The organism is Ekhidna lutea, assembly GCF_900188325.1.
Taxonomy (GTDB): Bacteria; Bacteroidota; Bacteroidia; order Cytophagales; family Cyclobacteriaceae; genus Ekhidna; species Ekhidna lutea.
The window spans coordinates 508,832-534,155 of sequence record NZ_FZPD01000002.1; the positions used below are offsets into that span (position 1 = coordinate 508,832).

A 25,324-nucleotide genomic window follows, 5' to 3' on the forward strand; every position below is an offset into this window, starting at 1 on the left:
CTTTTCGAATATTAATAGTGACACTTCGCACATTCCAGACCACCGATATCTTCCACTTTCATCGGTTCCTTGCTTTGCTCCGAATGAAGCTTCACAAGCTTGTCATAATATTCGTTTCCTTTCGTATTTACATCCGTATCTCTGTGGCAATTGATACACCAACCCATTGTAAGGCTGGAGTATTGATAAACCACTTCCATTTCTTTGATCGGCCCGTGACAGGTTTCACACTCAAGATCAGCTACGTTCACGTGCTGAGAGTGATTGAAGTAAGCCAAATCAGGTAAGTTGTGAATTCTCACCCATTCGATTGGCTTGGTGTTCGTGCCATATGTTTTTGTCTCAGGATCGTAATCGATCGCTGCGTAGATTTTCTGAATTTCTTCTGATTCCGTCTTTACCTGCGTATGACAATTCATACAAATATTAGGTGATGGAATGTTTGCCGATTTTGACTTATTCACACCCGTGTGACAGTACTGGCAATCGATCTCATATTGTCCTGCGTGAATCTCGTGCGAGAACGCAATTGGCTGCTCAGGTTGATATCCTTGCTGCACACCAATGGTGAAGGCACCATCTATTAGCGTCTTCAGCACAAGGATAGTGAAGACAAACACCACGAGTCCAACGAAGTTGTTGCTCTTTAAGAAAGCAGAAACGTCAAATTGTTGTGATACAACTTCTTGTTCAGCTTCATCCAGACCCTTAGCATCTTTCAGATGTCTGACCAGTGTACGTGCAGCAATTATTAAAGCCACAACAGCAAGTCCAAGCACTACAACAAGAATAATGATGATTGACATTAAGTAAGAGGATGAAATTGAATCACCCTCACCTTCAGCAGTTGTAGCAGTTGTATCTTCTGCTGGTGGACCTTTAGCTGTCTCTGCCTTTATATAAGCAAGGATTTCCATGACCTGATCGTCACTGAATGGAAATGCTTGCATCAATGTTTTGTCATATTCCTCATAGAGCGCTACAGCTTCTTCATCACCAGAGGCGATCAAAGCCTGGGAGTTTTTAATCCATGAGTTTAACCACTCAACGGATCGACGCTCGGATACACCGTTAAGTGCAGGTCCAATACGCACTTCCCATATCCTGTGACACTGGGTACAGTTTGCATTGAAGGTTGCTTCGCCGGCCGCTACTACGCTTTCGTCTGTGGGAATTTCCTGAGCATTTAAGCTCATGGTTGTAAAAATTCCAAAGGCAATGCCCAGGAAGATTTTGGTTAGATTCGGTGTTGTTTTAAACATGTATTCCGATGACTTGAGATCAAACGCGTACAAAAGTAACATGGGGTTGCTGTTTTTCAAAGGTAGGCTATAAACCTACCTAACCCTATCTGGTTACTCTTTCGTAACCTAATGAAATTCAGCATATTAAGAATGAATAAAATCGTATAAATGAGCTTATTTAGAATTATTTTAAATAAGTAAAAGCAATTGTTTATTTGGTGTTTCCGACAGGGTCAGTATAAACACTTATTTCAGTGTTGAGGTAATCACTTAGCAATTGATGGATCGTTGGTCTAACATTAAGTTGATAGAGGGCTCGATGTGTTCGGTCAGGGTATACTCGGTTGGTAAGAAAAATAAATACCAGCTCACTATCCGGATCTGCCCAGGCTAATGTGCCTGTATATCCGGTATGTCCGTAGCTTTCGAAGCTGGCGTCTTTTGCAACACTACTTCGAATCGAATCATACTCTAATAATGGCTTATCAAAACCAAGTCCTCTTCGGTTTTCATTATTTGGATATTGAGATGTAGTGAAAAGCCTTATCGTTTGAGGAGATAATATTTGAAGGGTATCGTACTTTCCATTATTGAGAAACATCCGAAATACCTTTCCTAAATCAGTGGCGTTACTAAACAAACCTGCATTTCCTGAAATTCCTTTCATCATAATCGCTCCTTCATCATGTACCTTTCCATGTATTGGGTGCATGCGAAAGAACGTATCTATTTCTGTAGGCACGATCTGGCTTAAGTCATATTTTTTAAGTGGGTTAAAAGTGAGTGTTTCTGCACCCAGTTTATCATAAAAGTGAACATTCAAATAATCCTTATATAAAGTATCCGTAAGACTGTGAACCAGTTCAGGAATCAAATAAAAAAACAATCCTGAGTATCTATATTTCTTCACATCCGAAACGTCACTCTTCCGAATCATCTGCTTGATTTTGTCATAAAAGTCGCTGTGCAAATACAAGCTATCGGAAATGGGGTACCCATAGTCCTCATCTAATTCATTAGTTACCGTATTATTTTTCCATTTACCACTTTTCCGCTTAACCTCAGAATAGTATGGAATCCACGGATACAATCCGCCCTGATGAGCAAGTGCTTCTCGAAAGGTCACCTTCCCAACCTTCCTCCCTATTTTATTAATGTAGTCTCGAATTTCGTCATCCAGATCATAGTGACCATCCTCATATAACTTCATCATAGCAAGCGTACCGCCCACCACCTTCGTTATGGAAGCGATATCGTAAATATCATTTACGGCTACTCTCCTGGATGAGTCATACGTATGAAACCCGTAAGATTTCAATAAAAAAACACTATCCCCTTTGCTAGCATAAATAACACAACCTGGAAAAGCTTCCTCTTCTATTGCATTTGAAACGATACTATCGATTGCCAATTGTAGCTTTTCTATAGACTGGCCTTTTGTGCAAACGATTGCAAAAAAGAAAAGAACTGATAACGTATGTTGAAGCTTTCGCATGTTCTATTTTTGACCCTTATCCGAATTATATATGGAGCAAACCAAGTATTTCATTATTGATTTCGACAGCACATTCACTCAAGTGGAAGCACTGGATGTATTGGCAGAAATCTCTCTCAAGGATAATGAAAATCAATCGAATGCCATTGCTGATATCAAGACCATTACGGATCAGGGTATGGAAGGAGGCATGTCTTTTCGAGAATCATTAAAAAAACGAGTGGATATTCTTCAGGGAAACAAAGAACATTTACCTGAATTGGTAGATCGATTGAGCTCGTTGGTTTCGCCCTCCTTCAAGCGGAATACAGAGTTTATCAATAAGTATAAAGATCAGATTTACATCGTCTCGAATGGCTTCAAAGACTTCATTGTACCGATCGTAAGCAAGTTCGGAATAAAGGAGGAAAATGTCTTTGCCAATGAATTTACCTATGATGATACCGGTAATATTATAGGGTTTGATGAGGGGAACATCTTGTCAGAAAACAATGGAAAGCCCAGACAAATTGAAAGTCTTGGATTGAAAGGTGAAGTGTTTGTGCTTGGAGACGGCTTTACTGATTTTGAAATAAAGAAGGCTGGCCTTGCGCACAAGTTTTATGCATTTACAGAAAATGTGAGAAGAGAAAAAATTCTCAATGAGGCTGATCACGAGGCACCTTCCTTAGATGAGTTTCTGTTCACACAAAAACTAGAGCGCGCCCACTCCTACCCTAAAAACAGAATTAAAGCTTTGCTACTGGAAAACATTCATGAGGGAGCAATCAAGCGACTCAAGGAAGAGGGTTATCAGGTAGACGTTCATCCTGCTGGAATGACCGAAGATGAACTCGCAGAAGCTATTAAGGATGTGAGTTTGCTTGGCATTCGGTCCAAGACCATGGTCACCGAAAAGGTATTATCAAAAGCAAAGAGACTGTTGTCAATTGGGGCTTTTTGTATTGGTACGAACCAAATAGATCTTTCTGCGGCATTGAAAAAGGGAGTGGCAGTTTTTAACGCTCCATTCTCTAATACGCGATCTGTAGTAGAGCTTGCACTGGCAGAAATCATCATGCTGATGCGAAACCTACCTGATAAGATGACTCAAATGCATCAGGGTAAATGGAATAAATCAGCAAGCGGAAGCTTTGAGATAAGAGGAAAAACACTCGGCATTATTGGTTATGGCAAAATTGGCTCTCAGCTATCCGTATTGGCTGAATCCATTGGGATGAATGTGCAGTATTTTGATATAGAAGAAAAGCTTGCTTTAGGTAATGCGACAGCCTGCCCAAGTTTAGAACACTTATTAATGTCATCCGACATCATAAGTATTCATGTAGATGGAAGGCCAGAAAATGAATTTATGATTGCTCATCATGAGTTTGAGCAAATGAAACAGGGTGTGGTCTTTATCAACTTAAGCAGGGGTCACATTGTAGATATTGATGCCTTGGCGAAAAACATTGAAAATGGTAAGATTCATGGAGCCAGTGTGGATGTATTTCCTGAGGAACCATTGAGCAATGATCATCCGTTCAAATCACCGCTGATGGGAATGAAGAACACCATTTTGACCCCACATGTAGGGGGTAGCACATTGGAAGCTCAGGAAAATATTGCAGATTTTGTTCCTTCAAAAATTATTGAATACATCAATACCGGATCCACCACCAATAGTGTGAATTTTCCAAACATTACGCTACCAACATTAAGTCAGGCTCATCGGTTTATTCATATTCATAAAAATGAACCCGGCATTTTGGCTGAGATTAATAATGTACTGGCAAAACATGGCATTAATATTGGTGGACAATACCTTAAAACCAATGATTTGGTGGGGTATGTTATTACGGATATAGACAAGAACTATAAAGAAGAAGTAATAAAAGACCTGAAAATGGTCCGAGGTACCATAAGATTCAGAGTTTTATATTAAGTTTAAACCAAAATAAAGTTAACACCACCCAACCTAGAGAGCTTATTTTAACGTTTATAAGCTAAATTGTAAAGAATGAGTTATCCGCTTAATTGGAAATCGCTTGATACTATAGAGGAGTTCGATCGCCTAGTTGAAACCTCCAGGGATAAACCTGCGCTTATATTTAAGCACAGACCTTCATCTCCTGAAAGTACACATGCATTACAAACGCTGGAAGCCGATTGGTCTATATCTCCTGAAAATCTTGACCTCTACATGGTCGATGTGATGAAAGATAAAGATGTGGCTGAGGCTGTTACAGATATGGCTGGTGTCATTAATGAGTACCCCCAAGTATTATTATTTGCTGACGGTGTTACCATGTATGACGAGTCCAGGGAGATGATCAGTGTGAAGAAGATAAAGCTTGCACTTAAAATCATCAACAGGACATTTAAGTGGATGGAAACAAGGGTTTAAGGAACTAAAATCCGAGTTTAAAAATTATACTTGCTCTTTGACTTCAAAGAGCTTTTTTTATGCCTAATAAAATCTATTTCACTCCAGGGCCCGCACAGCTTTTCTATACATTTGAAGAACACCTGAAAAAAGCCCTTTTTCTGGATATCCCTTCCATTTCTCACAGAAGCAAGACCTTCATTAAGGTTGTAGAAGAGACCAATGAAGCATTGAAAGAACTTCTGGAGCTACCGAATGGCTATGATATCTTCTTTCTAAATTCGGCGAATGAAGCCTGGGACCGAATTATTCAAAACCTTGTCATCAATACATCGCATCATTTTGCTAATGGATCATTCAGTAAGAAGTTCTATGACTTTGCCATTGATCACAATAAGAAAAGCGCAATAACTGAGTCATCCGCAGGAAACCCATTCCAGTCAATGAAAGTGTCTGAAGAGGCGGAACTTATAGGTATTACTAAAAATGAAACAAGTGTTGGTTATACTTTCACAGAGGATGAAATAGCTCAACTGAGGAAAGAAAATCCGGATAAGCTCATTGCCCTTGATATTGTTAGCGCCTCCCCTTCTTTGCCTGTAGATTTCAGTCAGGTAGATACAGCGTATTTCTCCGTGCAAAAGGGATTCGGTATGCCGCCTGGGCTAGGCATTTGGATCACAAATGAAAAATGTCTGGAAAAAGCTGAAGAAAAAGCGAAAACTACCTCACTTGGATCTTATAGGGCGTTACCTAATTTAAAGAAATTCGGTGCGAAAAATCAAACGCCGGAAACCCCTAATATGCTTTTCATTTATATCCTTGGCAAGATTGCGCAGGATATAATTAAGGCTGGTGCGACCAGAATGCGCAACGATACCACCTATAAAGCAACACTTTTGAATCAAGCGATTGAAAATCATCCTTTACTCGATCATTTCGTTTCTTCACAGAAACATCGCTCAAAAACGACAGTCGTAGCTAAAACATCAGAAACTGAAAAGATTTTGAAATTCTTCGAAAGTAGAGGACTTGTCTTAGGAACAGGATATGGAAGTTTTAAGGAAAACCACATAAGAATTGCTAACTTCCCTACTCACTCTAAAGAATCCGTTGAAATGGTGTGTGATTTGATGAAAAAAATAGAATAATCTTCGGTTTGAGTGAAACAATTTCATTGAAATCAGAGTATTTCAGTAAAACTTCACTATTTGAAGAAAAAATATTTTGAAAAATAGAATTTAAGTTATGAAATGATCTTGAATCAATCATAACTTTGCATCTCAAAACACCAGAAAATTGATCGCACCGCTGAAAAAAATTATTGTTTGTCTTGACCATACATCTATGGATCAAGGATTGATTGAAAATGCCTGCTCATTAAGCAAAGTTGCAGGCACTACACAAATCACCTTTTTAAATGTTATAAAGGACTTCAATCTTCCTGACCCTGTCCTAAAGGAATTTCCGGACTTACTTGAAAAAGCTTTGGCAGAAAGAGAAGATGAAATCAAAGGCTTGCTTAAAAAACACTTTAAATGTGATGTGTCTACCAAAATAAGGGTGAGACAGGGCGGTGAAACGAAGGAAATCCTGAAGGCTGCAAGTGAGATTAAATCAGACTTGATTATTCTAGGACGTAAAAAGGTAAGTGATTCGGTACTAAGCACAAGAGTAGCTCGTCGCTCGCCATGTAATCTTTTGCTTATTCCAGAAGGTACAAAGCTGAAATTTGACAACATCTTTATTCCTGTTGATTTTTCAGATTACTCTTCATTATCCCTTAGAAGGACTCTTCTTCTTACAAAAGAACTTAAGTCAAAGATTTACCTTCAAAATGTCTATACAGTTCCTTCCAGCTATAGATACTCAGGAAAGAGCTATAAAGAGTTTTCAGAAATCATGAAGGGTCATGCCAAAAAGGATCTGGAAGTGCTGATTAAAAAAGCCGAAAAACAATCTCAAGAGCTGGTTCCGGTAACCACCCTCGATGAGCATGGCAAGGTTATCGATTTAATAATGACTGAAGCGAGGAAGAAAAAGGTAGACCTGATTGTCATGGGAGCTAAAGGGCGAACAACCGCATCAGCGCTATTTATTGGCAGCAAGTCTGAAAGGATGATTAGAATCAATGAGGACATTCCTTTGATGATCATTCGAAAGAAGGGTGCGGTAGCAGGAATTTTAGAAACCTTAAAAGATCTCTGATTATTCTCTAATCTTATCTAAAAGCGTATTAAGAGTTGAAGCTTCCTGTTCAGTTAGATTGATATTCGAAGCTTGCCACTCTCCCATTTTAATGTCCATTTCGTCTAGTAGTTGAAGTCCCATGTCAGATATAAGAACATCAACTGCTCTTCGATCTTTTGCACATTGACTCCTTTTTACAAGTCCTTTTTGTTCCAATCTATCCACGATTCTGGACGCATTAGAACTTTTGTCAATCATCCTATCAATTAATAAATTAACAGTTGCAGGATTAGGGTGTTGGCCTCTCAAGATTCTTAAAATATTATATTGTGGGGTTGTTAACCCACTTTCTTTAAAAAGTCGAACGTGCTGTTGATTGAGCCAGGAATTCGTGAAAATGATATTCACGATTGCCTTTTCATATTCACTTTTAAACTTCTCCTGCTTGATCTCTTCAGAAATTCCCATGCTACAAATTAAATACGATTACATTAAATGTAACAACACCCTCTAAGAATAGGTGCAAATCCATCAAAATTTCAAACGACATTAAACCATCAGCTATCTTTAGCATCTAAGAGTCAATACCCACCTGAATAGTAAATTGGAAGAGCTGATTATAGAAAAAATCCGTGAAGATGAAACTCGCAACTATGGGTTCAACCTGTTGGTACGTGAATATCAGGAGCGAATTTATTGGCATGTGCGAAAGATGGTTATTGATCATGATGATGCAGATGATCTTTTACAGGAAATTTTTGTTAAAGTCTGGAAGAACCTTTCAACGTTTAGAGAGGACTCCAAACTATATACCTGGGTTTATCGGATAGCTACAAACGAGTGCCTTAATTTTCTAAAGAAGAAAAAAAGAAGGTTTTTCATGCCTATCCATGATTTGGAAGGTGAGTTAACGGAGAAACTTACAAGTAGCATGGAACCAACAGGTGACGAAGTGCAAATGAATCTTCAAAAAGCATTGCTAAAGCTACCCGATAAACAACGAATGGTTTTTAATATGAAGTATTATGATGACATGAAGTTTACTGACATTGCAGACATCACAGGAACTAGCGTAGGTGCATTAAAGGCTAGTTATCATCATGCGGTGAAAAAAATTGAAAATTTTATTAATCCTGATTAAACCATTCAGAGGAATGATTGTCTAAAGCAAACGAGATGAAATACAAACTTGACGATATTGACAAAAATGAGGTTTTCAAAGTCCCAGACGGTTACTTTGAAGACCTGCCTTTAAAGATTCAAAATAGAATCCAGGTAGAGCCACCTGTTAGCCGAAGCAAACGGGCTGTGTGGAGTCTCGCGATGGCAGCATCAATGGCCCTTATAGTCACTTTTGTTTTTATAAATCCAGGTGACGATCCTACAGCAGAGGAATTACTAGCAGAGGTTTCACAAGATGAATTGATTGCTTACCTGGATTATGTTGAGTTAGATGAATACGACATTGCAAGCACTTTTGAAGGAGAGGATGGGATGTTTGAGTTTGAAGACAGTAATGTTTTAGACGGAATAGACTTAGACAATCAGGCACTTGACGATGTGCTACTAGAATACGATTTAGAAGACGAATATTTATAACAATGAAAAAGCTTTTAATAATCATGCTAATGATTGCCAGTGCAATGGCATATGCCCAGAGCCCTGAAGCAATGAAAAAAATCGAAGCTGCAAAAATCGCACTTATTACAGAGCGTTTGGAGCTTAGTCCTCAACAGGCAGAAAAATTCTGGCCTATTTACCGCGAGTTTGGTAATAAGCGACTTGAAATAAGGAGAGAGTTTGACCAGGCAAGAAAAACCTTTGACTCTAATAAAGCCACGGAAGAAGAAAACAAAAAAATGCTTGAAATGGCCAATCAGGTAAAGGAGCGACAATTAAAACTCGAGCGAGCCTATTCTGAGCGAATCCTGAATGTTATCACAACCAGGCAATTAAATAATCTGAGAAAAGCGGAGAATGATTTTAAAGAAATGCTACTCAAGCGAATAAGAGCAGAACAAATGAAACGACAAAAACAACGGAGAAACGATGGAAGACTAAACGATCGACGTAACTAAACCAACCTACCCTACCTGATGCGTCGAACAGTCACTATAGCAATTTTGCTAAGTACGGCTTTTTTATCTTTTTCTCAAGATACTTTAAGCTATGCTGAGCAATTAAGAGCCATTGAAGAGGAGATGGATTCATTATCCATCTTCAATCTGATTGATAGTCTGTTCAATATTGAGACATCTATTTCAAATGAACTTAATGTTCGGGTCGGAGTGACAACCAGTGTGACAAGCGCGGGACGGGATTATAACCTCAATCAATCTGGCGTTTCATCCGGTATTACTTTCTATCATAAAAAAGGATTTTACGGCGACTTGTCTGGCTATTGGAACAGCGGAGTGGAACCGCATTACAATCCTACGGTGCTATCTATAGGTTATCTCGGAAACATTAATCCTAAATGGAGCTATTCCTTTGACTATGAAAAGTGGTTTTTTAACCCTAATGACTCTTCCGAAAATCCATTAAGACATTCTGTAGCTAGTTCGTTAAGCTATGATTTCAATTTTGGATACGCCAGCATTGATTATTCTTTTCTCTTTGGTAGCGAAACAGCACATCGATTGATTGGCAACCTAACAGGAACAATTAATTTAGGAAAGTGGTGGGTTTTTAGGAGTGTTAACATTTATCCCAGTTTCAATATGATGTATGGGAATGCTGATATTACTCAGCTAAGAGTTACACGGGAACAGCTATCTGATGAAAATAAAAAGCGACTTCAATTGCTGATTGAATTTAGCGAGCTCACAAGAGAGCAAAAAATTAAGCTTTGGAATTCCGTAAATGAAGCGTTTGAAAACGGGAGAATAACTGAGCGAAAAAGAGATCAATATAGAAATTTGCTAATAAACTCCAATCAACTAACCGAAGAGGAAAAACAAGAACTTCAGACACTCATAGAAGATGGAATTGAGTATGATGAATATCTGGATGGCAATCAGTTTGGATTACTTAACTATGCTTTTACAATCCCAATATCTTTTTCTACAAATCGCTGGAACATTCTTCTGAGCTACACCTACAGCATTCCTGTAAAGCTTCCTGATGAGTTTTTTGAGGTAGATCCAATCGGATACTTTGGTGCATCAGTTTCCTATAGAATACCTTTCAAATAATCAACGGTATAAAGAATAAAAGCCTACCTTTGCGTCCCGTAACAAGAAATAGGTAAACACTCTTCATGTCTAAAACGAAATACATCTTTGTTACGGGCGGTGTAACATCATCCCTCGGAAAAGGAATCGTCGCAGCTTCGCTCGGTAAACTACTACAAGCCAGAGGCTTATCCGTAACTATTCAGAAATTTGACCCATATATTAATATTGATCCGGGTACATTAAATCCATACGAACATGGTGAGTGTTATGTAACTAACGATGGTGCAGAAACCGATCTGGATCTGGGACATTACGAACGGTTTTTGAGTATTGAAACCTCTCAATCAAACAATGTCACGACTGGTAGGATATACTATAACGTAATTCAAAAAGAACGCAAAGGAGAATTCCTAGGTAAGACCGTACAGGTCATTCCACATATCACCGATGAAATCAAGAACAACATCTACAAGCTGGGGGAAACCGGAAAATACGATGTGGTTATTACTGAAATTGGAGGGTGTGTTGGTGACATTGAGTCCCTCCCATTTATTGAAGCAGTTCGTCAGGCTAAATTTGAACTTGGCTCAAGCAATAGCATCTCTATTCACCTAACCCTTATTCCCTATCTCAAGGCCTCCGGTGAATTAAAAACCAAACCCACACAACATTCTGTAAAAGAATTGTTAGAAGCAGGAATTCAGCCCGACATATTAGTTTGTCGATCTGAGTATCCAATCACACAAGAGATTAGAAAGAAACTAGCCCTTTTTTGCAACGTACCAATCAATTCGGTCATAGAGGCGCTTGACGCACCAACAATCTATGATGTGCCAATTCTCATGCGAAAAGAGAAACTTGATGAGCGTGTGCTTACCAAGTTTAAGATGCCTTATAAGAAGGAACCGAAAATCGAAAAATGGAAAGAGTTTCTTGGTCGCCTTAAAAACCCAACAGATTCTGTAAATATCGGGTTGGTTGGAAAGTATGTAGAGCTACAGGATGCATATAAGTCGATTGCAGAATCATTTATTCATGCAGGTGCAGCCAATGAATGTAAGGTGAACCTGAAATGGATTCACGCGGAAGAATTGGATGGCGACAATGTACAGAAAGAACTTTCAGGACTTGATGGTATTCTTGTTGCTCCCGGTTTCGGTGAGCGTGGCATTGAAGGAAAAATTTATGCAGTGCAATATGCCCGTGAAAATAAAGTACCATTTTTCGGTATTTGTCTTGGTATGCAATGTGCGGTTATAGAGTTTGCCAGAAACGTCATTGGAAAGAAAAAAGCAAACAGTGCTGAAATGGGAAAGACATCCTATCCTGTCATTGATCTGATGGAAAGTCAGAAAAACATCAAAGATATGGGCGGAACCATGCGTCTTGGGGCTTATGTTTGCGAGCTCAAAAAAGGCAGTAAAGCCTATTCAGCATACGGATCAAAGAAAATAATGGAGCGTCACCGACATAGATACGAGTTTAACAATAAGTATCTGGAGGATTATGAAAATGCAGGCATGATTGCAACGGGTATCAACCCGGACACCAATCTTGTGGAAATAATGGAAATTAAAGATCACCCATGGTTTGTCGGTACCCAATACCACCCTGAGTTGAAATCTACAGTGATGGATCCTCATCCACTTTTTGTAAAATTTATCAAAACATCTCTTGATCTGAAGAAGAGTCAGGAAATATAATTCATACTACATGGACAGAAATCAAATTATAGGTCTAACCCTAATGTTTGCCTTATTGGCTGTTTACTTTACCTGGTTCGCGCCTGACGCACCTCAGCCAGAAGAGCTCACCACTCAGCAAGAACCCGCTACTGAGACTATTCAGGAAGCAACCCCAACTGACAGTGTCACTACACTACCAGTAGTTTCAGATTCTGAACAAAACTCACTGAACACCCAGAAATATGGGGCGTTTGCTTTCGCAGCATCCGGAGATGAGTCCATTCAAAAAATAGAAAATGAAGAGCTGATAATCAACCTATCTAATAAAGGGGGAAGAATCAAAGATGTGATTCTTAAAAATCACAAAGATTACCTTGGAAATGACCTGGTTTTGGTTGACGGCTCGAAATCAAAAAGTGATCTTGTAGTTGATCATAACGGCAGAAAAATCAACCTCTCTGAGTTAGCGTTTGCTCCAACGACAAAAAAAATTGGAGATACTACACAAATTTCATTTGTGCTTACGGATGGTAATTTCTCTATCATTCAGAAATACCTAGTCCCTCCAAAAGGATTTGAGATTGCATACAGTATTGAAAGCAAAAACCTGAACACTATCCTGAATCCAACTGATGTCAACTTCAACTGGAATCATGCGATCAATCGAGCAGAAGCTCATTTGGAAGATGGAAGAATAAACAGTAACGTTCGTTATCTTCTTGCAAATGGCGATTATGATGAGCTGTCTGAAAGATCTACAGAATTTGAAGATGAAACTTTGGGGAGTCAGGTAAAATGGGTCTCATTCAAGCAAAAGTTTTTTACGGCTGCCATCATTGCTAAAAATGCTTTCCAATCAGGCTATGTAAATCAAACGGTTGATTTTGGAGATACCACATCTGTTAAGAATCTTTCCATGCAGATGCTGATCCCTTATTCGGATTTTGCAAATGAATTTAAAGCCCGATACTTCTTCGGACCAAACAACTACCGAATACTCAAAAAAGTAGCGCCTGACTTTGAAGAGAATCTGGACATGGGTTGGGGGCCACTACCCCTTGTCAATAAGTATTTGATCATCCCTATATTTCATTTTCTTGAAGGATTCCTCTCTAACTATGGAATCATCATCTTGCTAATTGTGATCGTTATCCGTTTGATTCTAGCGCCTCTCACCTGGAAATCGCACATGTCCATGGCCAAGATGCGGGCGATGAAGCCTGAGCTGGATGAAATCAAAGCGAAGCACGATGGTGATATGCAGAAAGCTCAACAGGAGCAAATGAAGCTCTATCAGCAAGTTGGTATTAATCCTGTGAGTGGGTGTATCCCAATGTTGTTGCAAATGCCTATCCTTTTTGCCTTATTCTTTTTCTTTCCAAATGCAGTTGAACTGAGACAAGAGGCATTCTTGTGGGCACACGATCTATCAACATATGATAGCATCATCAATCTCCCATTTGAAATTCCTTTCTATGGGGATCATGTGAGTTTGTTCACGCTACTGATGACATTATCGACCATTCTATATACCTGGAGTAATAGCCAGATCACAACCGTACAGGGACCAATGAAAACCTTGCAGTACATGATGCCAATCATGTTCCTATTTGTTTTGAATAGCTATGCATCCGGTTTGACGTTTTACTACTTTGTTTCTAACATGGTGACATTTGGACAAACACTTCTTTTTAGAAAAATTATTGATGAAGATAAAATCCATGCCTTGTTGCAGGAAAACAAGAAAAAGAATGCGAACAAGAAAAAGTCAAAATTTCAGCAGCGTTTAGAAGATGCTATGAAAGCAAACCAGGAAGCTCAGAAAAAGAGTAAAAAGAAAAAATAGATTGTTGATAACCGCACCAAAAACCTTGATTCTAAGTTATTGAATCAAGGTTTTTCTTTTTTACACAAGTTATTCACAACATGACTATCTTGAGAACAGGTTGGATATATTTGTGTCCGTTACGCTACCTAAAATCACATTTGAAAAGAAAATTATATGGGTAAGATCATTTCTATCGCAAATCAAAAAGGAGGAGTAGGCAAAACAACTACTGCTATAAATCTAGCAGCAAGCCTCGCAGCTCTTGAATTTAAAACCCTCATTGTGGATGCTGATCCGCAAGCGAATGCTACTTCAGGCGTTGGGGTTGATCCAAAAAGCGTAGAGGTGAGTATATATGAATGCATGGTAGATGGCGAAAGTGCTAAAAAGAGCATAGTAGATACCCAGATTAAATTTCTGGATCTTCTACCCTCTCACATAGATTTAGTGGGCGCTGAAGTTGAAATGGTAAACATTGAAGAGCGAGAAGAAAAAATGAAGCAGGCGCTTGCTGAGGTTAGAGATGATTATGACTTCATCATTATTGACTGTTCTCCTTCCCTAGGGCTGATTACGATTAATGCACTTACTGCATCTGATTCCGTTATCGTACCGGTCCAGTGTGAATACTTTGCTCTAGAGGGTCTAGGCAAACTTCTAAATACCATCAAGATCATTCAGACCCGATTAAATCAGGATTTAGAAATTGAAGGTATTTTGCTTACCATGTACGATGTGAGGCTTAACCTAGCCAACCAGGTAGTGGAAGAAGTAAAGATGCATTTCGAATCACTTGTATTCAGCACAATGATTCCAAGAAACATTAAACTAAGCGAATCACCCGGATTTGGCATGCCGGCCATCACGCATGATGCCGACAGCAAAGGGTCTATCAGCTACCTGAATCTTGCCAAAGAGATCATGGAGCGAAACGAGGTAAAAGCAGCTTGAAGAGAAAATGGCGGAGAGTAAATTCAAAAAGAGATCAGGGCTAGGTCGAGGATTGGGTGCCCTGCTGGAAGATTCAGGAGAAAAGGAAAAAATAAGTGGCTCAGGTGCTACTCCAAAAGGTGCGATCAATGAAATTGAAATCTCACAGATTGAAACCAATCCATGGCAACCAAGATCTGACTTTGATGAAGATGCACTAAATGACCTTGCTGAATCTATTAAGGTTCAGGGAATCATACAACCTATTACTGTTCGCGCTTTAAGCGAGAAAGAATTTCAGCTTATTTCAGGTGAACGAAGACTACAAGCATGTAAAAAAGCCGGTCTAAAAACCATTCCTGCATACATCCGCATCGCCGATGATCAGCAAATGCTGGAAATGGCTTTGATCGAGAACATTCAGCGTGAAAACCTGAATGCGATAGAGATTGCATTAAGCTATCAACGACTCTTGGCAGAGTGTGACTTAAAGCAGGAAGAGCTTGGCGATCGTGTAGGAAAAAACAGAAGTACAGTAACGAACTACCTTCGTCTACTTAAACTACCACCTGATATTCAAATTGCCTTAAGAGATGGAAGGCTGAGTATGGGACATGCCCGTGCACTTATCTCTATTGAGGATGTTTCATTTCAACTTGACATTTTTAACCAGATTATAAAGAACGATCTTTCGGTAAGAAAAGTAGAAGAACTTGTTCGTTCAAAAGGTAAAAAGGAGGAAAAAGAATCCAAGCCTTCTGAGATAGATCCGGAAATCAGGAAATTGCAGGGCAAACTTTCAACGCACTTCGGATCTAAAATTGCAATCAAGTCTAACGAGAAAAACAAAGGAGAAATCAAGATTCCATTTGCCTCTACAGAAGATTTAAATCGTATTTTAGAGATTCTAGACATTTAATTAGATATCTACACTACTTTTCATATTTAGGCGCGAACTTTGCGAAGCAATCGCTCAAGATGAAAAAATTATTGTTCGTACTAAGTATTGTCTGTTTAATTGGTGTTCAAGCACAGGACAAGCCAGTTCTGATAGAAGACTCAACTTTTATTAAGGCGCAGGATGATGCTGAATTATTTCAGGAAGTGTCTGAGCTGGATCCACAGCGAGCAGCATTACTTTCTGCAATATTTCCAGGCTTAGGACAAGCATACAATAAGCAGTATTGGAAAGTGCCATTGGTATGGGCCGGGGTGCTCACTTTTGGTCACTTTATCGACTACAACAACAAGGTTTATCATGGATTAAGAAATGCAGCGTTACTAAATGCTCAAAACCCTGAATTAAATCCATACAAATCACTTATTACCAACGAAAGTGCACTCATACGAAACAGAGATGTATTCAGAAGAAACAGGGATATGTTAATTATAGTAGGCTCGGCATTCTACATACTTCAGATTGTGGATGCTCACGTTTCGGCACACCTTGAGGAATTCAAGCTAAATGACAGTCTTGCATTGGGTATTGAGCCATCTATTCAACCAACTCCATTATTTTCGCAGGCTGTAGGAGTTTCATTCGTATTGAAATTTTAGTTGATGAAAATTGCATTGATCGGATATGGAAAAATGGGGAAAGCCATTGAGCAAATTGCTTTAGGGGAAGGTCACACGATCGATTTTATTATAAAATCACCCAAAGACCTGGCTCATTTAGCTCCCAATTCTGTGGACCTTGCAATTGAGTTTACACAGCCTGAATCAGCGTTTCAAAACCTTTCTCACTGCCTAAAGAATCAAATTCCTGTAATTTCAGGAACTACAGGTTGGCTGGATCAGCTTACTGAAATAGAGACTTTTTGCAAAGAAAAAAATGGAACATTCCTCTATGCATCCAACTTCAGCATTGGTGTTAATCTCTTTTTCGAATTGAACAAATGGCTCGCTGAAAAAATGGCTCAACTTGAGTTTAGACCAGCTATTAAAGAAATCCACCATACGGAAAAAAAAGACAGTCCAAGTGGAACAGCAATTACCTTAGCTGAAGGCATCACCGCCTCTCACCCACTGCTAACATCCTGGGTAAACGAAGAATCCACCGATCATAAAAAATTAGGAATAGTTTCAGAGCGAATTCCCAACGTACCGGGTACTCATACCGTAAGCTATTCTTCTCCTTTAGAGTCTATAGAAATAACTCATACTGCCCATAACAGAAGTGTGTTTGCACAAGGCGTAATGAAAGTAGGAGAATGGATTCACAGCAAAAAAGGAGTTTTTACCATGTCAGATTTTATAAACGATAACTAACCATATGTACTTTCACGATTTTAATCCGGTGTTTGTCATCACATTTCTTGTCCTGTGGTATGTCCTACAGGGTACCGCTTATTACAAGTTTTTTGAAAAAGCTGGTAAAGAAGGGTGGAAAGGGTTTGTGCCTGTGCTTAACTATTACATTCATCTGGAAATAGTAGGCAGACCTAAGTGGTGGGTGGTTCTTCTCTTTGTCCCGGTAATCAACTTCTTCGTTGGTCTAACTATGCACCTTGATCTAATGAAGTCTTTCGGCAAGTACACCTATCTGGATCAGGTGTTAGGGGTGATCTTCGCTCCTATTTACATGAACTATATCGCGTGGACGGACACCAAGTACATTGACAAAGCAACTGAGATTCCTAAGCCTAAGAAATCATTTGGCAAAGAATGGTTTGAAGCAATTGTTTTTGCAGTATTCTGCGCTACGTTCGTTCGCTGGATTTTCATGGAAGCTTATGTAATCCCAACAGGATCGATGGAGCGTTCATTGCTGGTTGGTGATTTCCTTTTTGTTAGCAAAGCGGAATACGGGCCAAGAACCCCACAAACACCAATGCAGGTCCCTCTAACACATCAAACAATCTGGGGAACTGAGATTCCATCTTATATTCCAGGTGTTTCTTTACCAAGTTTACGACTACCTTCATTAGGTAAAGTAGAGCGAAACGATGTGGTTGTTTTCAACTACCCAGTCAATGATCACTACAATCAAAGAAATGATGGAGGGTATCACCCGATGGACCTCAAAACACATTACATCAAACGATGTGTAGCCGTGGCAGGGGAAACACTGGAAATAAAGGCTACTCAAGTGTATATCAATGGTGAGGAACAGGAAAACCCTCCTTTAATGCAACACCAGTATTTTATAAAAACCGATGAGTCGATTCGTGACAGGATTTTTGAAAAGTACAATGTAGACCCACAAAATAGGAACAGGATGCCTGGTGGGTACGTGGCACATATGCCTAGAGATGTGGCAAAAGAAATGGAGAAACTGCAATTTGTTGAGAGTGTTACCCTTCAGCTAATACCTGAAAATCGTTCAGAACAAAACATCTTCCCTGATGCAAGATACTTCCCCTGGAATCGTGATTTCTTCGGGCCTCTTACAGTCCCCGCCACGGGAATGACGATTGAGGTAAATGAAGAAAACCTGGCGATGTATGGCTCCACTATTTCCAATTATGAAGGAAATGATTCAGTCGAAATCGACATTGATAAATTGGTAGTAAATGGTGAAGAGCTAAGCGAATATACTTTCAAGAAGGACTACTACTTCATGATGGGTGATAACCGACATGCTTCTGATGACTCTCGATATTGGGGGTTTGTGCCGGAAGACAATATCGTTGGAGAAGCATCTTTTATTTGGATGTCATTCAACACGAATGGAAGCTTCATCAATAAAATCAGATGGGAACGATTGTTTGATGGAATTGAGTAATAGAAAAATAATTGAAGAAAATAGAGAGGCACTCAAAACTGAGTGCCTTTTTTGTTGAGTTTATTTCCATTGAGAATTTCAGAAAACTCTTTCTGCTGATGTTCTCGTAATCTCTAATTGATCCAACAGAATCGTATTCGTATGTTTTTGTAGAGACTCTGAGTCAAAAAGCACCTTCATCCCCGTGTCAGGCACTCGCTCAGTCCTGGCGACACCCGTTATGATTGCCAGAGCTTCTGCTAACAAAGGTTCAGATGGATCACCAAGCGGCTTTAGGTCTTCGAGGTAGTTTACCTCATCCACTTCTATATTTGGAGAAAATCCGTCTGTATAATCAATGTTCTGAATATTTGTGATTCTACTAATTATTGGTTGCAGTGCGTTTTTATGATTGGGGTTTGTATGGTTTACGGTGCTGCCAGAAGTTGGAGTCTTTTGATAGTTTGGAGAATCATAAATAGTCACTGAGCCAAGGTTTTTGCCTACCGTTTTTGTTCCAATCAATGTAACATCCATATAAGGGTCAAGTCCAGATATAATCAGTTCTGATGCGGAGGCAGTATTCCCACTCGTAAGAATAAACAACCTATTTAAATCAAGTCTATTAAAACTTCCCACATCATCTAATTTGTCAATAAAATAATAATTAAGGTCACTCCCACCCGCGACGAGTATATCCGTGATTTCCTGATTGTATTCAATAGCTGCAAAAACATCACTCGTTCGACCTTTTGAGTAGATCAATGATGCTAATAATTGAGATGTTAGCACTGCCCCACCCGGATTGTAGCGTAGATCTAGTACCAAATCTGAAATTCCATTTGATTGAAACTCACCAAATACCTGATTCATTTCCTGATGGTACGATCTATTATTTACAAACTGATTGTATACCAGATAGCCAACTTTGACTCCATCAACATCAAGTGTTTTTGCCATATGAATCGGATTCTCAGTAAGTTCAATAGAAACTAATTCTACTGTCTCCTGTGTATCAGATACTTTTCCATCCTTAATTTCCCCAAGTGTAAGTGCATATTGATCGCGGGAAAGTAATGCATGAAAATTGTCTCGAGTAAGTGATGTACCATTAACCGCGGTAAAAATATCACCACGAACAAGACCCTTTTGATCAGCTGGTCCAGTAGGCACAACATACTTTATGAAACCAAATACATTATTCGAATCATCAGTGCCAATCAGTCGGTATTCAAAGCCAAAGGATTTGGTGATGCCCTGAAAGGAAGCTTCCAACTCTTCATAATCCTCCACAAACCACGAAAATCGATCTTTTTCGACCGTCAAATCATAAAACAATGATTCCGAGGATGAGTACCCATTCAAAAAAGTGTATAAAGCATTATAGGTAGGGTATTTTTCCAAAGAAAGATCTTCAACCTCATCAACCCAGAAGTAGTAGTCATTCATGGCAAACCACACAAACTCATTAATTTCATTTTGTAAGGTGACATTGATGCCATCGTCTTTTGTACAACCTGACACACATAATGAAAAAACACCAACTATTAGTAGAAATCTTAGACCTTTCATTTACCCTTTTTCCTGTATTAGTCCTCTCAAATATTGCTTAGGAAGCAATTAATGTAAAATTACCATTTTATAGGGGTAAGACCCTTGGATGACAGGTATTGGTTGGTCTTCGAAAAATGATTACACCCAAAAAATCCATTGTGAGCTGAAAATGGAGATGGATGTCTGGCCTTTAGAACCAAATGCTTATTAGAATCAACTAAGGCTCCTTTCTTTTGAGCGTAAGCACCCCAAAGTAGAAACACAATTCCTTCCTTTTCCCTAGATATAGTTTCTAACACAGCATCTGTAAAAGGTTCCCAGCCTTTTCCTTGATGAGAGCCGGGCTTTCTGGCTTCAACAGTTAGCGTGGCATTGAGAAGTAGTACCCCTTGCTTTGCCCACCTTTCTAAATTACCAGACTCAGGTATTGGCTGACCCAAATCGGTTTGAATTTCTTTAAAAATATTTTGCAAAGATGGTGGCTGCCTTATACCATCAGCAACAGAAAAGCACAGACCATTAGCTTGTCCGGGACCATGGTATGGGTCCTGCCCCACGATTACCACTTTCAACTGATCGAAAGGACAATGGTCAAAAGCACTGAATATCAAAGAACCCGGAGGGTATACCTGTTTCAAAGCGTATTCCTTTTTCACAAAATCCGTCAGCTCCTTGAAATAGTCCTTTTGAAACTCTGACGCCAATCTGACCTTCCAACTTTCTTCAATTTTTATACTCATTTTTATATCTTGATCCGGGTTGTTGGTAAAATAAATTGAAATTCTATTAAATTGTCCGCCAGGATTATGATAACTGGAGTCACAAAAGGCATAAAAGTCTCTGTAGAAACGAACTACCAACCGGAGCATTCGCAACCGGCACACGAGCATTTTGTGTTTACTTATCGAATTACCATTGAAAATAATTCCAACAATACCGTTCAGCTGAAAGCCCGTCACTGGGATATTCTGGATGCAGCTCACCCCAGCCATGAGGTTGATGGTGAAGGAGTAGTAGGCAAACAGCCTGTATTAGAGCCAGGAGAGATTCACCAATATGTTTCAGGTTGTAACCTTCGCTCCGGCATAGGTAAAATGAAAGGCTATTATATCATGGAAAGAATCATTGATGGAAGGCTTTTTAATGTCGAGATTCCAGAGTTTCTTATGGTGGTTCCATTCAAACTAAATTAAGCTTGAATTCGGTTTTTTGGTTTAGACTTCAATGTTATTTGAAGTACAAATGGAATGCTGTAGGCCCCCACTCCCTGCATTCACCTTTCCTATTTGATTTATTTAATAAGGCAGTTAAGCCTGCTCGCACATTTCGTTTATCAACGGTAGAAAAACTCAGAAAAGATCTTGAAGCAAATCATGAGGTTATCGATCTATTCGATCTAAAAACAAAGACAAGTTACCGTAGAACCATTAGCTCTATTGCTAAAACATCCTTAAGTAAACCAAAATTTTCAGCGTTCCTTTATAAACTCCTGGAACTTCTTGAAGTAGAAAAAGTGCTTGAAACCGGTACTTCATTAGGTATTAATGGCCTATACATGGCTGGGCCTGAGCGTGTAAAAAAGGTTTGCACTGTTGAGGCCTCTCCTATTATAGCCTCTATTGCTCAAAAACAATTTGCCAAGCTCCTCCAACACAAAATTGAAATCAAACAAGGAACTATCCAGGATACGATTGAGCCACTATTGATTCGGGAACAGCCAGAGTTTTGTTTCATCGATGCTGACCATCGATCATCCGCTGTATTATCATGTGTTGATGCTATCATGAAACACACGCCAAAAATTAAATGCATTGTTGTTCATGATATTTACTGGTCTCCTGATATGAGCTCAGTATGGGATAAGATCACGTCTGATACTCGTTTTGCCCTGACTATTGATATATTTCAGGCGGGGATTATCTTCCCGAATATGCAAATGCCAAAGCAGCATTTTACATTACGTTTTTAATAAGGGGGCATTTTTCTACTTTTGCCGCATAATTTTAATCAAAGAATGGAAGATCAAAACTCATCAGAACAACCAGATTACCTTAAACCAAAGAAAAATCGGACACCTGTTTTTATAGTCATCACATTCCTGCTGCTGGCTGCTATTGTATTCTTTTATTATCAAAATCAGCAACTGGAGGAAGAGCGCGCACAACAGCAGCAGGAGATATCGAACACATACCTAAAGCTGGACTCAGTTTCGAATGAGCTGGAAATAAGAATCCAGACGATCAAAGAACTTGGAGGTAATATCGATACGTTGGAGGCATTGAAAACCCAACTGGAAGCGGACAAGAAACAACTTCTGGTAGATGCGCAATATCAAAGAGGGCAAATCACCAAACTAAATAACAGGGTTGATGGGTACAAAGAGCTTTTACTTCTAAAGGATGAGGAAATTGAACAACTGAAAGTATTGAACGAGCAACTTTCAGAGGAAAATACAACCCTCAAAGTAGAGAAGAACCAATTGAATCAGACGGTTCAGCAGTTGGAGCAAAACAAACAAGAACTGGCAAGTAAAGTGGCGGTTGCTTCCCGTTTAGAGATCGAAGATATGCGCATCAATGCCATCAATGATAATGGAAAGGAAAGAGATGGTGGGGAATATAGAAACAGGCATATCGAACAACTCAAAATTCAATTTACTGTCGTTGAAAATGAAATTGCACCCATAGAAGGAAAAGAACTTCTCTTGAGAGTAATTGCTCCGGATGGGAATGTTTTATTTGATGTAACTCGTGGTTCAGGTTCCTTTACTTTCGAAAATCGAGAGATGTTCTACACCGCAAAGCAGGAAATCTTGTATGATCGAAATAGCCAGCTAGTGACTTTTCTCTACAACAAGGGTTCTGAGTATGCAGTTGGACAACATAAGGTAGAAGTGTACACCGATGATTACCTTATGGGTAAGGGTAGTTTTATGGTGAAGTAAATTCTTTAATCAGCAGTTTTTCCGTCGACTGTTGACTAAAACATTTACATCAATAGTTGCTTTTTAATAGCTATTACCTACTTTTGCACCTCATTTTTAAAACATTAGTTCTTAATTTATTTACACATGACAAAGAATTACGAGACGGTATTCATTTTGACTCCCGTTTTGTCTGAAGCTCAGATGAAGGATACTGTCGGAAAATTCAAAAAAGTTCTAACTGATAACGGCGCAGAGCTTGTTAACGAAGAGAACTGGGGATTACGCAAACTTGCCTACCCTATTCAGCATAAAACCACCGGGTTTTACCAGCTGTTTGAATTCCGATCAGAGCCTGAATTAATCGCTAAGCTAGAGACAGAGTACAGGAGAGACGAGGCAGTGATGAGATTTCTCACCACTACACTTGACAAGCACGCAGTTGTTTACAACGAGCGTAGAAAAAAAGGCGAATTCAATAAGAAGAAAGAAACTAAGAAGGAGGCAGCCAAATGACATTACAGAACGAACCAATAAACAGAGAACAGAAGAAGGAGAAGTACTGCCGATTCAAAAAGAACGGCATCAAGTACATCGATTACAAAGATCCTGACTTCTTATTAAAGTTTGTAAACGAACAAGGTAAGATTCTTCCTAGAAGACTTACTGGTACAAGTTTAAAGTATCAAAGAAAGGTATCTCAGGCGATCAAAAGATCGAGACACCTAGCGTTGATGCCATATGTTGGAGATTCCCTTAAATAAGTACTGACATGGAAGTAATACTAAGAGAAGATATACAAGGACTAGGCTACAGAAACGATACAGTGGATGTAAAGCCTGGGTATGGCAGAAACTTTCTGATCCCGCGTGGGATGGCAATAATCGCAAGTGATTCTAATAAAAAGATGATCAGCGAAAACATTCGCCAGGCTGCTCATAAAGCAGAGAAAGCAAAGAAGGATGCGGAAGAAATAGCCAAGAAAATTGGTGAATTGACTCTTGAGATCAAGACAAAGGCTGGTGAGAGCGGAAAAATCTTTGGAGCTATCACCCCAATTCAGGTTGCAGAAGCACTCGCAGCTAAGGGTCATGAGGTAGACAGAAAGAGAATTTCTTTTGAGCAGAAAATTAAGGAGCTAGGTGAGTACACTGCACTTCTTGACTTGCACAAAGAAGTACATCACCCGATTACGATTCAGGTGGTTGCTGACTAAGCATTTTAATTCTTAGATATATAAGCCCTGTCCCGAAAGGTTCAGGGTTTTTTTATGAAATTTGTTCAAATGAAGAAACAACAATTAACACTTCTGTTCCTTTTCATAGCACTTGCATGTAGCAATAACAACAATGAACCAATTCCTATTCAGGAAGATAAGGAAGAAGAAGTAATTGACTATACCATTACCTGTACAGATGATTCATTTAAAGTTGAGCCTATCCAATGCACCCCTTCGCTTTCAACATCCAACCTGGATGTGGTGACCTGGAACATTGAAAACTTTCCAATGGCGTCCAATACGATTGAGGTTGTTGCTGAAATTATCAGGAATTTAAATGCAGACATTTATGCTATCCAGGAAATTGACGACATAGATGCGTTTAACATGCTTATAACTTCGCTAGAAGGGTATGAAGGTATTGCTTATGATGTAAGAGGTGGAATTGAGTTAGGATATATTTATAAGACAAGCGAGATCGCTAGCTTTGGAACACCCATTGAGCTTTTTGATGGACAGACCAGCCCTTTTCCGCGTGAGCCAGTAGAAGTTGATGTAACTCATATAAATGGATTGACCGTTAAACTGATTAACATCCACCTGAAATGTTGCGGGGGCTCTGAGGATAGGCGAACGGACGCTAGTAAAAAATTGGAAGCTTATATAGATGATAACTTCTCGAAAGAAGAAGTAATCATCCTGGGAGATTGGAATGAGGATTTTGAAACCGGATCATCCTTTACCAATTTTCTGGCAGATACAGACAATTACATATTTGCTGATTATCCTATTTATGCAGGTTCAGGAGATGATTATAGCTACCCTTGTACTGGCGCATCCTATTGCCCAAGTCATATTGATCATATATTAATTACAAATGAATTATGTGATAATCTGGCTTCCACAAACACCGTGAGACTTGATGACTGTATTACCAATTACCTGACACAGGTTTCGGATCATCGGCCAATCATGATCAGCTTAAAAGCAGATAATTAATCTGTCTACC

Annotated in this window: 27 protein-coding genes; 22 read left to right on the forward strand and 5 right to left on the reverse strand. The window is 39.2% G+C overall.

What is annotated here, in order from left to right; all coding sequences use genetic code 11:
• Positions 1 to 11 precede the first annotated feature (11 nt).
• Together CHB71_RS06020 and CHB71_RS06025 are read right to left on the reverse strand one after the other, a co-directional pair.
• Complete coding sequence (locus tag CHB71_RS06020; RefSeq protein ID WP_245811225.1) at positions 12 to 1,304, reverse strand: cytochrome c3 family protein; 1,293 nt, start codon at positions 1,302 to 1,304, stop codon at positions 12 to 14.
• A gap of 151 nt (positions 1,305 to 1,455) precedes the next feature.
• Positions 1,456 to 2,739, reverse strand: coding sequence for a serine hydrolase domain-containing protein (locus tag CHB71_RS06025; RefSeq protein WP_089355996.1), 1,284 nt, complete (start codon positions 2,737 to 2,739; stop codon positions 1,456 to 1,458).
• Between the two features lie 31 nt (positions 2,740 to 2,770).
• Between CHB71_RS06025 and serA the strand changes: the two genes are divergently transcribed.
• From serA to CHB71_RS06045, 4 genes are all read left to right on the forward strand, one after another.
• Positions 2,771 to 4,663: a phosphoglycerate dehydrogenase gene (serA, locus tag CHB71_RS06030; protein WP_089355997.1), complete on the forward strand. Its 1,893-nt coding sequence runs from the start codon at positions 2,771 to 2,773 to the stop codon at positions 4,661 to 4,663.
• 75 nt (positions 4,664 to 4,738) lie between these two features.
• Positions 4,739 to 5,125 carry a monothiol bacilliredoxin BrxC family protein gene (locus CHB71_RS06035; RefSeq protein WP_089355998.1) on the forward strand — a complete coding sequence of 129 codons (387 nt, stop codon included), beginning with the start codon at positions 4,739 to 4,741 and terminating at the stop codon, positions 5,123 to 5,125.
• Positions 5,126 to 5,184: 59 nt separating this feature from the next.
• Positions 5,185 to 6,255 (forward strand): aminotransferase class V-fold PLP-dependent enzyme, encoded by a 1,071-nt coding sequence (locus tag CHB71_RS06040; RefSeq protein WP_089355999.1) that lies wholly within the window; start codon positions 5,185 to 5,187, stop codon positions 6,253 to 6,255.
• 148 nt (positions 6,256 to 6,403) lie between these two features.
• A complete protein-coding gene (locus CHB71_RS06045) occupies positions 6,404 to 7,312 on the forward strand; it encodes a universal stress protein (RefSeq protein WP_262485920.1) in 909 nt (302 codons plus the stop codon).
• Here the strand turns inward: CHB71_RS06045 and CHB71_RS06050 are convergent, their stop codons facing one another.
• Complete coding sequence (locus tag CHB71_RS06050; protein ID WP_089356001.1) at positions 7,313 to 7,762, reverse strand: MarR family winged helix-turn-helix transcriptional regulator; 450 nt, start codon at positions 7,760 to 7,762, stop codon at positions 7,313 to 7,315. It lies immediately after the preceding gene.
• Positions 7,763 to 7,898: 136 nt separating this feature from the next.
• On the opposite strand from CHB71_RS06050, the gene CHB71_RS06055 reads away from it, so the two are divergent.
• The 11 genes from CHB71_RS06055 to lepB all read left to right on the forward strand — a co-directional run bounded on the left by CHB71_RS06055 (position 7,899) and on the right by lepB (position 18,640).
• Positions 7,899 to 8,435: an RNA polymerase sigma factor gene (locus tag CHB71_RS06055; RefSeq protein WP_089356002.1), complete on the forward strand. Its 537-nt coding sequence runs from the start codon at positions 7,899 to 7,901 to the stop codon at positions 8,433 to 8,435.
• 35 nt (positions 8,436 to 8,470) lie between these two features.
• A complete protein-coding gene (locus tag CHB71_RS06060; RefSeq protein ID WP_089356003.1) occupies positions 8,471 to 8,893 on the forward strand; it encodes a hypothetical protein in 423 nt (140 codons plus the stop codon).
• Positions 8,894 to 8,895: 2 nt separating this feature from the next.
• Positions 8,896 to 9,372 carry a hypothetical protein gene (locus CHB71_RS06065; protein ID WP_089356004.1) on the forward strand — a complete coding sequence of 159 codons (477 nt, stop codon included), beginning with the start codon at positions 8,896 to 8,898 and terminating at the stop codon, positions 9,370 to 9,372.
• A gap of 18 nt (positions 9,373 to 9,390) precedes the next feature.
• Positions 9,391 to 10,488: a hypothetical protein gene (locus CHB71_RS06070; RefSeq protein ID WP_089356005.1), complete on the forward strand. Its 1,098-nt coding sequence runs from the start codon at positions 9,391 to 9,393 to the stop codon at positions 10,486 to 10,488.
• Positions 10,489 to 10,553: 65 nt separating this feature from the next.
• Positions 10,554 to 12,173: a CTP synthase gene (locus tag CHB71_RS06075; RefSeq protein WP_089356006.1), complete on the forward strand. Its 1,620-nt coding sequence runs from the start codon at positions 10,554 to 10,556 to the stop codon at positions 12,171 to 12,173.
• A gap of 10 nt (positions 12,174 to 12,183) precedes the next feature.
• The gene (gene yidC, locus CHB71_RS06080; protein ID WP_089356007.1) at positions 12,184 to 14,001 is read left to right on the forward strand and encodes a membrane protein insertase YidC; all 1,818 of its coding nucleotides are present in this window, start codon (positions 12,184 to 12,186) and stop codon (positions 13,999 to 14,001) included.
• A gap of 156 nt (positions 14,002 to 14,157) precedes the next feature.
• Positions 14,158 to 14,934, forward strand: a complete 777-nt coding sequence (locus CHB71_RS06085) for a ParA family protein (RefSeq protein ID WP_089356008.1) — start codon at positions 14,158 to 14,160, stop codon at positions 14,932 to 14,934.
• Positions 14,935 to 14,941: 7 nt separating this feature from the next.
• On the forward strand, positions 14,942 to 15,832 hold the full coding sequence (locus tag CHB71_RS06090) for a ParB/RepB/Spo0J family partition protein (protein ID WP_089356009.1): 891 nt from the start codon (positions 14,942 to 14,944) through the stop codon (positions 15,830 to 15,832).
• Positions 15,833 to 15,891: 59 nt separating this feature from the next.
• A complete protein-coding gene (locus tag CHB71_RS06095; RefSeq protein WP_089356010.1) occupies positions 15,892 to 16,470 on the forward strand; it encodes a DUF5683 domain-containing protein in 579 nt (192 codons plus the stop codon).
• A gap of 3 nt (positions 16,471 to 16,473) precedes the next feature.
• Entirely contained in the window at positions 16,474 to 17,184 is a 711-nt protein-coding gene (gene dapB, locus CHB71_RS06100; RefSeq protein ID WP_089356011.1) for a 4-hydroxy-tetrahydrodipicolinate reductase, read from the forward strand.
• A 4-nt stretch (positions 17,185 to 17,188) separates the two neighbouring features.
• Entirely contained in the window at positions 17,189 to 18,640 is a 1,452-nt protein-coding gene (lepB, locus tag CHB71_RS06105; protein WP_221406681.1) for a signal peptidase I, read from the forward strand.
• A gap of 78 nt (positions 18,641 to 18,718) precedes the next feature.
• On the opposite strand, the gene CHB71_RS06110 is transcribed toward lepB, so the two are convergent.
• Together CHB71_RS06110 and ung are read right to left on the reverse strand one after the other, a co-directional pair.
• Positions 18,719 to 20,191, reverse strand: coding sequence for a S41 family peptidase (locus CHB71_RS06110; protein ID WP_089356012.1), 1,473 nt, complete (start codon positions 20,189 to 20,191; stop codon positions 18,719 to 18,721).
• A gap of 59 nt (positions 20,192 to 20,250) precedes the next feature.
• Complete coding sequence (ung, locus tag CHB71_RS06115) at positions 20,251 to 20,913, reverse strand: uracil-DNA glycosylase (protein ID WP_089356013.1); 663 nt, start codon at positions 20,911 to 20,913, stop codon at positions 20,251 to 20,253.
• Between the two features lie 66 nt (positions 20,914 to 20,979).
• On the opposite strand from ung, the gene apaG reads away from it, so the two are divergent.
• The 7 genes from apaG to CHB71_RS06150 all read left to right on the forward strand — a co-directional run bounded on the left by apaG (position 20,980) and on the right by CHB71_RS06150 (position 25,314).
• Positions 20,980 to 21,366, forward strand: a complete 387-nt coding sequence (gene apaG, locus CHB71_RS06120) for a Co2+/Mg2+ efflux protein ApaG (RefSeq protein ID WP_089356014.1) — start codon at positions 20,980 to 20,982, stop codon at positions 21,364 to 21,366.
• 38 nt (positions 21,367 to 21,404) lie between these two features.
• Positions 21,405 to 22,142 carry an O-methyltransferase gene (locus tag CHB71_RS06125; RefSeq protein ID WP_179213324.1) on the forward strand — a complete coding sequence of 246 codons (738 nt, stop codon included), beginning with the start codon at positions 21,405 to 21,407 and terminating at the stop codon, positions 22,140 to 22,142.
• A gap of 45 nt (positions 22,143 to 22,187) precedes the next feature.
• A complete protein-coding gene (locus CHB71_RS06130) occupies positions 22,188 to 23,117 on the forward strand; it encodes a coiled-coil domain-containing protein (RefSeq protein ID WP_089356016.1) in 930 nt (309 codons plus the stop codon).
• Positions 23,118 to 23,243: 126 nt separating this feature from the next.
• Positions 23,244 to 23,612: a 30S ribosomal protein S6 gene (gene rpsF / locus CHB71_RS06135; RefSeq protein ID WP_089356017.1), complete on the forward strand. Its 369-nt coding sequence runs from the start codon at positions 23,244 to 23,246 to the stop codon at positions 23,610 to 23,612.
• On the forward strand, positions 23,609 to 23,860 hold the full coding sequence (gene rpsR / locus CHB71_RS06140) for a 30S ribosomal protein S18 (RefSeq protein ID WP_089356018.1): 252 nt from the start codon (positions 23,609 to 23,611) through the stop codon (positions 23,858 to 23,860). Before rpsF ends, rpsR begins: the two co-directional genes overlap by 4 nt.
• Before the next feature lie 8 nt (positions 23,861 to 23,868).
• The gene (gene rplI / locus CHB71_RS06145) at positions 23,869 to 24,312 is read left to right on the forward strand and encodes a 50S ribosomal protein L9 (RefSeq protein WP_089356019.1); all 444 of its coding nucleotides are present in this window, start codon (positions 23,869 to 23,871) and stop codon (positions 24,310 to 24,312) included.
• Between the two features lie 69 nt (positions 24,313 to 24,381).
• Complete coding sequence (locus tag CHB71_RS06150) at positions 24,382 to 25,314, forward strand: endonuclease/exonuclease/phosphatase family protein (RefSeq protein WP_179213325.1); 933 nt, start codon at positions 24,382 to 24,384, stop codon at positions 25,312 to 25,314.
• Positions 25,315 to 25,324: the final 10 nt, after the last annotated feature.